We start from the raw sequence: 10,097 nt of genomic DNA, 5'->3' as shown, positions 1-10,097 counted from the left end.
GGCTAAGTGCGAGCCCGCGGCGCGCGACGCGGTTAAAGGTTCATACAAGAACCATTGACAAGTTCGATGTGACGGGTGTTACATCGAGCCAACCGTCCCACTTGAGCCGCAGGAGCCGGTCCATGGCTGATCTGACCCACCTCACCGACGATGAACGCATGCTGGCGGAACTCGGCTACAAGCAAGAACTCAACCGGACGTGGTCCGGGTTCTCGAATTTCGCCATCTCCTTCTCCATCATCTCCATCCTTGCCGGGTGCTTCACGACCTTCGGGCAGGCGTGGAACAACGGTGGCCCGGTCGCCATCTCGTGGGGCTGGCCGATCATCTCGACCTTCATCCTGATCATCGGCCTGTGCATGTCCGAGCTCGTCTCCGCCTACCCCACGTCGGGCGGAATCTATTGGTGGGCAAGCAAACTCGGCGGCGCGAAGGCCGGGTACTACACCGGCTGGCTGAATCTCATCGGCCTGCTGGCGGTGGACGCCTCGGTCGCCTACGGCTGCGCCACCTTCTTCGACCTCACCTTCAGCACCCTCAGTGCGTCGTGGGCTGCCGGCTACTCGCTGACCCGGGTCTTCATCATGTTCCTGGTCATCCTCGTGCTCACCGCCCTGCTGAATATTTACGGTGGGCACCTGATGGCGTTGATGAACAACATCTCGGTTTGGTGGCATGTCTTCGGTGCGGCGATCGTCATCCTCATCCTGATCTTCCTGCCCGACAAGCACATGAGCGTCGGAGATGTTTTCACGATGCGTGTCAACAACTCCGGCGGCCTGGCCGGCGGCGAGACCACCGGACTCGGGTATTGGTTCTACGTCCTACCGCTCGGCTTCCTGCTCACGCAGTACACGATCACCGGCTTCGACGCCTCGGCCCACCTTGCCGAAGAGACCCAAGGTGCGGCCAATGGCGCGGCGAAGGGCATCTGGCAGTCGATCTTCTACTCGGCGATCGGTGGCTGGATCCTCTTGCTCGCCTTCCTCTTCGCCGTCCAGGACCCCGCCAAGGTCACCGAGGGCGGCGGGGGCGTCGCGGTGATCTTCAACCAGGCGCTCAGCCCAACAATGGCCGGCATCGTGCTGCTCATCGCGAGCATCGGCCAGTTCTTCTGCACCAGCGCCTGCATGACGTCGACCAGCCGGATGATGTTCGCCTTCAGTCGCGACGGGGCTGTCCCTGGCGCCTCGATGTGGGCCAAGCTCGACAAGAACAAGGTCCCGGCCAATGCCGTGCTGGTCTCCACCGTCATTGCCGCGCTCATCACCATCCCGGCGCTCGTCCCCGTCGACATCAACGGCGCCCCGGTCCCCGTCGCCTTCTATGCCGTGGTCTCCGTGGCGGTGATCGGCCTCTACCTCGCCTTTGCGATTCCGATCTTCCTGCGCTGGCGCCAGGGCGATGCCTTCGTCCAGGGCGCTTGGAATCTCGGCACGAAGTGGAAGTGGATGGCCCCGTTGGCGGTCCTGGAGATCATCGTCATCTCCATCTACTTCATCCTGCCGATCACGCCCGCAGGCTGGCTCGGCAATGCGGACTTCGACCTGAAGTTCGTCAACTATGCCCCCGTGCTGACCATCGGTTCGCTCGTCGTGCTGTGGCTCGGGTGGCACCTTTCGGCGAAGAAGTGGTTCACCGGACCCAAGACGACGATCGACCTCCCGGCGGGCGTCTCCTCAGCGGACGAGATCGGTCTCGAGCACCACGGCAAGACCGCCCACGGTGACCAGGAACACCAGTGGAAGCAGGGGGACTGAGCGGTCGGCCCAGCCCCGATCGGGTCTTCGAGCGCATCGCGATCCTGGCCGGCCAGGATCGCGTGGTGAGCGAACTCCCGGGCGGGCTGACCAATCACAACTACCGGGTCCGGACGGCGAGCCACGATGTCGTCGTCCGGATCTCCCCTCCGTCGACCGGGCTGCTCGCAGTGGACCGCGACCAGGAGTTTCGCAACTCGCTGGCGGCGGCCTCGGCGGGTGTCGGCGCCGAGGTCATTGACTACCTTCCCGGTCAAGGCGTGCTCGTTGTCGCCTTCATCCCCGATGCCATCACGTATGACGATGCCACCCTCGCGGCCAATCTCACCCGGGTCGCGAACGCCGTCCGCTGCCTCCACGCGGGACCCGAGTTCGCCAACCGTTTCAACATCTTCGCGATCCAACGTCGTTATCTGACCATCATGCGGGACAAAGGCTTTCGGCTCCCGGACGGCTATACGGACGTGCTCGCGACGGCCGCACGGATGGAGGTAGCGCTGGCGGCCAACCCGGAGGAGCTGGCGCCTTGTCACAACGACCTGCTGGCGGCCAACTTCCTCGATACCGGCAGCGACCTGCGCATCGTCGACTACGAATACTCCGGTGCCAACGAGCCGGCCTTCGAACTCGGCAATATCGCGCAGGAGGCGCACCTGAGCCCGGAGCAACTCGCCGCGCTGGTCGCCGCGTACTACGGTCGCGAGGATGCCGCCCTGATTGCCCGGGCTGCCCTCTGGTCGATCGCCAGCGCCTACGCGTGGACGCTCTGGGGCACGATCCAGGCGGGACTGGATGCGGGTGATTTCGACTTCTGGGGGTGGGCGATGGACAAATTCGACCGCGCACGAAGGGCATTCGCTAGTCCCGATTTCGAGCAGCTTCTTGATGTGGTGGGGGCTGGCCGATGAGCGTATCGGCACGCGCCACCTCAGACCTGCCGGAGCGCGCCCGCGTCGTCATCATCGGCGGGGGAGTGATCGGTGCTTCGGTGGCGTATCACCTGGCCCACCTCGGGTGGACCGATGTGCTCCTGGTCGAGCAGGGCGGCCTGTCGTGCGGGACCACGTGGCACGCGGCCGGGCTCGTCGGTCAACTGCGAGCGACCGAAGCCAGCACACGGCTGGTGCGCTATTCCACCGAGTTGTATGCCCGATTGGAGGCCGAGACCGGTCTCGGCACCGGCTATCGGGTCTGTGGGGGTCTCACCGTCGCCAGGACGCCCGAGCGAATGGTCCAGTTGCGGCGCACGCGGGCGAACGCCGCGGCATACGACCTCGAGTGCGAGCTGCTGACGGCTGACCAAGCGCGAGAACGCTATCCGCTGCTTCAGGCGAGCGATCTGGTCGGCGCGATCTGGCTGCCCGGTGACGGGCGCGCCAACCCGACGGACCTGACCCAAGCACTCGCCAAGGGCGCCCGGAAGCTAGGCGTCACGATCCGCGAGCGGGTCCGCGTGACCGACGTGCTGACCCGCGAGGGGCGAGTAATCGGCATACGGACCGATTGCGGCGACGTCGAGGCGGAGGTCGTCGTCAACTGCGCGGGACAGTGGGCCAAGTCGGTGGGCGCCATGTGTGGCGTGACCGTGCCGCTGCACTCGGCGGAGCACTTCTATGTCGTGACCGATCAGATCGATGGCGTGCATGCCGACCTACCGATCTTGCGCGACCCGGACGGCTACACCTATGTCAAGGAGGAAGTCGGTGGGCTCCTCGTCGGCGGTTTCGAGCCCGAGGCCAAGCCCTGGGTGGCTCCCGACCGGCTCCCCTATCCCTTCGAGTTTCAGCTCCTGGAGGAGGACTGGGAGCACTTCGAGATCCTCATGGATTCGGCAGTCCACCGGCTACCTGTGTTGGCGCACACCGGGATTCGCAAGTTCTACAACGGGCCCGAGAGCTTCACCCCCGACAATCAGTTCGTCATCGGGGAGGCGCCCGAGGTCGGTGGCTTCTTTGTCGCCGCAGGATTCAACTCGGTCGGGATCGCCAGTGCCGGCGGCGCAGGCCGCGCCCTGGCCGAGTGGATCGTCGCCGGCGAGCCGACGATGGATCTCGTCAGTGCGGACATCCGTCGCTTCTCCCCACTGCAGGGGGACAATAGCTGGTTGCGTGCGCGGGTCGGTGAGGTGCTCGGACTGCACTACGCGGTGCCTTGGCCCAACCGTGAGCTGGAGTCAGGTCGGCCGCAACGACTTTCGCCGGTGCACGCGTTGACCGCTGGACAGGGTGCGGTTTTCGGCAGTCGCAACGGCTGGGAACGTCCGAATGTCTTTGCGCCGGAAGGGATCGAGCCGCGTCTGGACTATTCGTGGGAGCGGCCGGTCTGGGCCGACTGGTGTATTGCCGAGCAGCGCGCCGCCCATGAGCGTGTCGCGATCTTCGACGAGACGTCATTCAGCAAGTACCTCGTCACCGGGCCAGATGCGGAGCAGGCATTGCAGTGGGTGTGCAGTGCCGATATCGCGGTGCCCGTTGGGACGGCGGTCTACACCGCGTGGTTGAACCGGGGCGGTGGTTACGAGGCGGACGTCACCGTCACACGCATCGGGGAGCGGCGCTACCTCGTGGTCAGCAGTGCAGCCACGACGGTACGAGACCTGGATTGGCTGCGCCGTCAGCTGCCCGAGGGGCTGGCCGTCGAGGTCGTCGACGTGACAAGCGCCTACGCCGTGCTCGGTGTGATGGGCCCGCGCTCGCGTGAGCTACTCACCCGGTTATCGGGAGACGACTTCTCGGACAGCGCATTTCCCTTCGGCACCCTGCAGCAGGTGTCGGTTGCGGGGGCGCCGGTCATGGCGCTGCGCATGACCTACGTCGGCGAACTCGGCTTCGAGCTCTACATCCCGTCCGAGTCCGCGGTTGTCGTCTACCGGGGCCTGTTCGATGCCGGAGCTGACCTCGGCGTGACACCCGCCGGCTACTACGCGATCGACGCGATGCGGTTGGAGAAGGGCTATCGCGCCTTCGGTCGTGAACTGACTCCAGAGATCGGACCGATCGAGGCCGGGCTCGGGTTCGTCGCCAAGCTGGGCGGCGGGATCGACTTCCTCGGTCGGGATGCGGTGGCCGGTGTGAAGGAGTCCGGGCCGCGTCGCCGGATCGTTTCCTTCACGACGGGTGACTCGAGTGCCTACCTGTGGGGCGGCGAGTTGGTGCTCCGCGACGGTGAGCCGGCCGGGCAGGTGACCAGTGCGGCATACGGCGGCCGGCTCCAGTGCGGCGTGGGCCTGGCCCTGGTGGGCGATCGCGCAGCCGGCGCCGCGCCGACGCCGTGGGTGGATAGCGGGCAATGGACCGTGGACCTCGCGGGTGCTGTCATCCCGATCACGGTGTCCCGGCGGGCGCCCTTCGACCCGGCCAATGAGCGGGTGCGGGGCGCGTAATGGTCCACAACAGAGCCATTGACGTCCGCCGCGACCCGGTAGTGGATCGGGGGATGAGCAGTGGCGCTCGCCCGGCCTTGCCCGAGGTCGTCCTGCGCCCGGCCAGTGGCAATGCCTTCGAGGTGACGGTCGAGCAACTGGCGACGGCGATCCGCCTGGGTGTGTTCACGCTGGGCCAGGCGCTGCCGCCCGAGCGCGAACTCGCCGAGCGCCTCGGCGTCAGCCGCAACACGCTGCGCGAGGTGATCGCCGCTCTTCGCGACTCGGGGTTGGTCACCACCCGCCGCGGACGTGGCGGAGGGACCGTGGTGACGTATGCCGGCGTTGAGCCCGGGTCGGCACCGGCCGTCGCCGTGCGGACCGGCGCGGCCCTCGCCGACGCCCTGGACTTCCGGCACGTCATCGAGCCGGGAGCGGCCGCCCTCGCGGCCGGCCGACCGCTCGCCGCAGACCAGCGGGCGTGGCTACTGGAGTCGGTTCGGGCCGTCCGGGAGGCGCCGGACAATGCGGCGCACCGGCTGGCGGACAGCCGATTGCACCTGGCTATCGCGACGCTGAGCGGCTCGCCCATGGTTATCGAAGCGGTCACCCGGGCGCAGGCTGCGCTGCACGAAATGCTGACTGCAATCCCCGTGTTGCGCCGCAATATCGAGCACTCCAATGACCAGCACGACGCCGTGGTCGCCGCGATCCTCGGCGGCGACCCCGACGGTGCTCGAGCCGCCATGGCGGAGCACTGCGATGCCACGGCCGCGCTCTTACGTGGACTGCTTGGCTAGCTGGTGAAACCCTTGTCCCGCAATGAGAAACGGAGTCAACATGAGCACTGAGCGGATGACCGGGGCACCCCGTCTGACCCTGGAGATGCTGCGCGCCGAGATCGCCGCCGGCGCGATCGACACCGTCGTCCTCGCCTTCACGGATATGCAGGGGAGGCTGCAGGGCAAACGGATGCACGCGCAGTATTTCCTCGACACCGTGCTCGGCCACGGCACGGAGGGTTGCAACTACCTGCTGACCGTCGATGTCGAGATGAACACCGTGCCGGGGTATGCGATGTCGTCGTGGGAGCGCGGTTATGGCGACATGTTCTTCGCCATGGATCTCGACACCCTCCGCCGCACCCCCGCGCATCCCACCTCCGCGACCATCCAGTGCGATCTGACCTGGCTGGACGGTTCCGGCGACGTCGCCGCATCTCCGCGGACCATCCTCAAGAAGCAGATCGAGGCCGCTGCTGCGATGGGCTTCGAGGCATTTGCCGGCACCGAGTTGGAGTTCATCCTTTTCGAGGACTCCTACGAGTCCGCCTGGGATCGGCGCTACGTGGGTCTGACGGGAGCCAACCGCTACAACGTCGACTACTCGCTGCTCGGCGGCGGGAAAGTCGAGCCAGTGCTGCGCGAGATCCGAAACGAGATGTATGCCGCGGGCATGACGGTCGAGGCAGCCAAGGGGGAGTGCAACTTGGGGCAGCACGAGATCGGCTTCCTGTATGACCGCGTCCTGCGCACCTGCGACAACCACTCGGTTTATAAGACGGGTGCCAAAGAGATCGCCGCGCGCCACGCTCAGTCGATCACCTTCATGGCGAAATACGATGAGCGCGAAGGTAGTTCGTGCCACATACATCTCTCGCTGCGTGGTGCGGACGGGACCATCAGCTTCGCCGACGATGAGCGTGACGGCGGCCGTAGCGACGTCTTCGACCACTTCATGGCGGGCGTGTTGGCGACGATGCGCGAGTTCACCTACTTCTACGCCCCGAATATCAACTCCTACAAGCGATTCCAGGTCGGCTCCTTCGCGCCGACCGCGGTTGCGTGGGGGACCGATAACCGCACCTGCGCGTTGCGTGTCGTGGGCCATGGTGCGGGCATCCGCGTCGAGAACCGCCTGCCGGGCGCCGATGTGAATCCCTATCTCGCGGTGGCAGCAATGATCGCGGGCGGGCTGCACGGCATACGGGAAGGGCTGGCGCTACCTGCCGCCTGTCCTGGGAATGCCTACACAGCCGGCTATGAACACGTGCCGATGACGCTGGGCGACGCGCGAGATCTGTTGCTGGGCAGCGCCATCGCCCGGGCTGCCTTCGGTGACGAAGTCGTCGAGCACTATGCTCACGCCGCGGATGTCGAGGTCACGGCCTTCAATGCCGCGGTCACCGACTGGGAACGCGTCCGTGGCTTCGAACGACTCTAGACATCCCAGACAGGATTACTGATGACCACAACTCACGATGTCGTGAATCCGGCAACCGAAGAGGTCGTTGCGACCCTCGACCTGGTCGGTGTCGAGGAGACCGACGCCGCCATCGCGCGCGCCGTGGCCGTCGGGCCTGCGTGGCGTGCCGTCGCACCGGCCGATCGCGGCATGTTGTTGCGCCGCTTCGCCGATGCCGTCGAGGCACACACCGAGGAACTCGCGCGACTCGAGGTGACCAACGCAGGCCACACGATCGGCAACGCCCGCTGGGAGGCCGGGAATGTCGTAGGCGTGCTCCGCTACTACGCGGCTGCGCCGGAGCGGCTCTTCGGTCGCCAGATCCCGGTGGCCGGCGGGCTCGATGTGACCTTCAAGGAACCGCTCGGCGTGGTCTCGGTCATCGTGCCGTGGAACTTTCCGATGCCGATTGCCGCCTGGGGCTTCGGCCCGGCGCTCGCCGCGGGAAACACGGTGGTCCTCAAGCCGGCCGAGCTGACCCCACTGACGGCGATTCGGCTCGGTGAGTTGGCGCTGGAGGCCGGCATCCCCGAGGGTGTTTTCTCCGTCCTCGCGGGAAAGGGGTCGGTGGTCGGCGAGCGGTTCGTCACCCATCCCGACGTCCGCAAGGTCTGCTTTACCGGATCGACCGCCGTCGGGCAGGGCATCATGCGCAAGGCCGCCGACCAACTGAAGCGGGTCACGCTGGAACTCGGCGGCAAGAGCGCGAACATTGTCTTTGCCGACGCCGACGTCGAGAAGGCCGCGGCATCAGCGCCGATGAGCTTCCTCGACAATGCCGGCCAGGACTGCTGCGCCCGCACCCGAATCCTTGTGCAGCGCAGCGTCTTCGATGCCTTTATGGAGCGCTTCGAAACCGCGGTCAAGGCCGTCAGTGTCGGCGATCCCGGCGACGAAGCCACCGAGATGGGCCCGATGGTCAGCAGCGGTCAGCGCGACACTGTTCGCTCGTTCATCGAGGATGCCGACGCAGCCGGCCACCAAGCCCCCGATATCGCCTTCCGCGGGAGCGCCCCGAACGGCAAGGGCTGGTGGTACCCGCCCACCGTCCTCCTGGCGCACGGCACCGACGACCGCGCCTGGCGGGAGGAGATCTTCGGACCCGTCGTCTCGGTGATGCCGTTCGACGACGAGGCCGACGCGATCACCAAGGCCAATGACACGGCATACGGACTCTCCGGGTCCATCTGGACGCGAGACGTCGGCCGGGCCATCCGGGTCGCGCGCGGCGTCGAGGCCGGCAACTTGTCGGTCAACAGCCACAGCAGCGTGCGCTATTCGACACCCTTCGGCGGCTTCAAGGCCAGTGGCATCGGCCGCGAACTCGGGCCGGACGCGCTGGACGCCTTCACTGAGACCAAGAACGTCTTCTTCGACACCACGAACTGAAAGGAACCACGACATGACCGGACGTATCGAGGGCAAGGTCGCCGTCGTCACCGGAGGGTGCTCGGGCATCGGGCTCGCAACCGTCCGGCGCTTCGCGCAGGAGGGGGCCCAGGTCGTCATCGCCGACCTGTCCGACGGGCAGGGTGCGGCGCTCGCGGAGGAGGTCGGCGGGACATACGTGCATTGCAATGTCGCGGACAAGACAGACGTCGACAACCTCTTCAAAGTCGCGCACGAGACCTACGGCCGCATCGACATTGCCTTCAACAACGCCGGCATCAGCCCGCCCGACGACGACTCCATCCTCGACACCGATCTGGAGGCGTGGAACCGGGTGCAGTTGGTCAACTTGACGTCGGTCTACCTGTGCTGCAAGGCGGTGCTGCCCTACATGCTCGAGCAAAAGTCAGGCTCGATCATCAACACCGCGTCCTTCGTCGCGGTCATGGGCGCCGCGACGTCGCAGATCTCCTACTCGGCGTCCAAGGGCGGGGTGCTGACAATGACCCGCGAGCTGGGGGTGCAGTTCGCCCGCGAGGGCATCCGGGTCAACGCCCTGTGCCCGGGGCCGGTCAACACCCCGTTGCTGAAGGAACTCTTCGCCAAGGATGCCGAGCGCGCCGCGCGACGGCTGGTGCACGTGCCTATGGGGCGTTTCGGCGAGCCCGAGGAGATGGCCAACGCCGTCCTCTTCCTGGCCTCCGACGAGTCCTCGTTCATGACCGCCTCCACCTTCCTGGTCGACGGTGGCATCTCGGGCGCCTATGTCACCCCGCTCTGAGTCTGAGCCCGGCCCGGCTTTCCCGCCCGATGCCAGACGTACCTGGTGGGTGCGGAAAGTCCTCCGTTGCGGATGACGGGTTTGTGGCGTCGCGCGGGAAAGCTGTGAGCGGCCGGCATGGCTGAGCGGCCGGACGTTCCGGAGGAGATGCTCGATCGGCTGAACACCATCGCGGAGGCCTTGCCCGAGTGCCGGCAGGAGCCGGCCTGGGTCGGCGTGCGGTGGCGGGTGGGGCAGGCGACGATCGCGCATGTCTTCGGCGGCGAGGACAGGCGATTCCGGATCACGCTGCGAGGTGATCCCGAGGACGTCCGGGCCTTCGAGCATCTCGGGCCGCCCTACTTCCGGGCCGAGTGGGGGCGCAATGTCATCGGGATGATCCTCGACGACGCGACCGACTGGGCCGAAGTCGCCGAACTGCTGATCGTTAGCTATGTCATCCAGGCGCCCGCCCGACTCGCGAGCCGGATTGCGTTGCCCGAGAGTCGACCCGGGTCCGACTGACCCGTCTCGGTCCTGTGTGCCCGGCTGCGGCAGCGGCCGGGCGTGGCGGGGCCGGGCG

General features: G+C 66.6%; 8 protein-coding genes. All 8 read left to right on the top strand.

Going from position 1 to position 10,097, the window contains the following annotated elements; all coding sequences use genetic code 11:
• Positions 1-122 precede the first annotated feature (122 nt).
• The gene (locus PKH97_RS03005; protein ID WP_324385921.1) at positions 123-1,760 is read left to right on the top strand and encodes an amino acid permease; all 1,638 of its coding nucleotides are present in this window, start codon (positions 123-125) and stop codon (positions 1,758-1,760) included.
• Positions 1,742-2,668, top strand: a complete 927-nt coding sequence (locus PKH97_RS03000) for a choline kinase family protein (protein ID WP_324385920.1) — start codon at positions 1,742-1,744, stop codon at positions 2,666-2,668. Before PKH97_RS03005 ends, PKH97_RS03000 begins: the two co-directional genes overlap by 19 nt.
• Positions 2,665-5,142 (top strand): FAD-dependent oxidoreductase, encoded by a 2,478-nt coding sequence (locus tag PKH97_RS02995; protein ID WP_324385919.1) that lies wholly within the window; start codon positions 2,665-2,667, stop codon positions 5,140-5,142. Before PKH97_RS03000 ends, PKH97_RS02995 begins: the two co-directional genes overlap by 4 nt.
• A 53-nt stretch (positions 5,143-5,195) precedes the next feature.
• Entirely contained in the window at positions 5,196-5,921 is a 726-nt protein-coding gene (locus PKH97_RS02990; protein ID WP_324385918.1) for an FCD domain-containing protein, read from the top strand.
• A gap of 40 nt (positions 5,922-5,961) precedes the next feature.
• Positions 5,962-7,344, top strand: coding sequence for a glutamine synthetase family protein (locus tag PKH97_RS02985; protein WP_324385917.1), 1,383 nt, complete (start codon positions 5,962-5,964; stop codon positions 7,342-7,344).
• 21 nt (positions 7,345-7,365) lie between these two features.
• A complete protein-coding gene (locus PKH97_RS02980) occupies positions 7,366-8,754 on the top strand; it encodes an aldehyde dehydrogenase family protein (RefSeq protein WP_324385916.1) in 1,389 nt (462 codons plus the stop codon).
• A 13-nt stretch (positions 8,755-8,767) separates the two neighbouring features.
• Entirely contained in the window at positions 8,768-9,535 is a 768-nt protein-coding gene (locus PKH97_RS02975) for a 3-oxoacyl-ACP reductase (RefSeq protein ID WP_324385915.1), read from the top strand.
• 117 nt (positions 9,536-9,652) lie between these two features.
• Positions 9,653-10,039, top strand: coding sequence for an MmcQ/YjbR family DNA-binding protein (locus PKH97_RS02970; RefSeq protein WP_324385914.1), 387 nt, complete (start codon positions 9,653-9,655; stop codon positions 10,037-10,039).
• The last annotated feature ends 58 nt before the right edge of the window (positions 10,040-10,097 follow it).

This window comes from Nostocoides sp. (assembly GCF_035343835.1).
GTDB classification, from domain to species: domain Bacteria; phylum Actinomycetota; class Actinomycetes; order Actinomycetales; family Dermatophilaceae; genus Nostocoides_A; species Nostocoides_A vanveenii.
This window is presented reverse-complemented; position numbering and strand designations above follow the sequence as displayed.

Coding starts and splice junctions, on each gene's coding strand:
- PKH97_RS03005 (WP_324385921.1), top strand. CDS start 123: ATGGCTGATCTGACCCACCTCACCGACGATGAACGCATGCTGGCGGAA.
- PKH97_RS02995 (WP_324385919.1), top strand. CDS start 2,665: ATGAGCGTATCGGCACGCGCCACCTCAGACCTGCCGGAGCGCGCCCGC.
- PKH97_RS02990 (WP_324385918.1), top strand. CDS start 5,196: ATGAGCAGTGGCGCTCGCCCGGCCTTGCCCGAGGTCGTCCTGCGCCCG.
- PKH97_RS02985 (WP_324385917.1), top strand. CDS start 5,962: ATGAGCACTGAGCGGATGACCGGGGCACCCCGTCTGACCCTGGAGATG.
- PKH97_RS02980 (WP_324385916.1), top strand. CDS start 7,366: ATGACCACAACTCACGATGTCGTGAATCCGGCAACCGAAGAGGTCGTT.
- PKH97_RS02975 (WP_324385915.1), top strand. CDS start 8,768: ATGACCGGACGTATCGAGGGCAAGGTCGCCGTCGTCACCGGAGGGTGC.
- PKH97_RS02970 (WP_324385914.1), top strand. CDS start 9,653: ATGGCTGAGCGGCCGGACGTTCCGGAGGAGATGCTCGATCGGCTGAAC.